We start from the raw sequence: 501 nt of genomic DNA, 5'->3' as shown, positions 1-501 counted from the left end.
TATCCAAAACCTCAACAATACTCTTAATGAAATCACAAAAGAAAAGGATCAATGTATATTAAATAAAGATAATTTAATAAACAATCAAGCTGATAAAATTAAATTCTTACAAAAAAATATAAAAGAAAATTCAACTCAACTTAATCAAATCCAAACTAAACTATCCTTCCAAACCAAATACGGCACAGCTAAAACAAGAATTCAAAACCAACTCTCCTATAAACTAGGTCAAGCTATGATAGTAAATTCTAAATCTATACTAGGTTATATAAGAATGCCTTTTGTATTATCTTACATAAAAGATAAACATAAACAAGAACAAAAAATCTATCAAGAAAAAATAAAAAAAGATCCTTCTTTAAAGCTACCTTCATTAGAAGATTATCCTGATTATCAAGAAGCCTTAAAAGAAAAAGAATGTTTAACTTATAAACTAGGAGAGGCTCTTATAAAAGCTAATAAAACTTGGTATAAGGGTGGGTATGTTAAGATGTGGTTTGA

At 26.3% G+C, this 501-nt stretch carries 1 pseudogene; it reads left to right on the top strand.

Going from position 1 to position 501, the window contains the following annotated elements:
• Positions 1 to 501 (top strand): annotated as a pseudogene (locus tag L8T82_RS07950) (sugar transferase); the annotation flags it as partial.

Origin of the sequence: Campylobacter sp. IFREMER_LSEM_CL292 (genome assembly GCF_025771615.1) — a bacterium.
In the GTDB taxonomy this organism is placed as follows: domain Bacteria; phylum Campylobacterota; class Campylobacteria; order Campylobacterales; family Campylobacteraceae; genus Campylobacter_D; species Campylobacter_D lari_D.
This window is presented reverse-complemented; position numbering and strand designations above follow the sequence as displayed.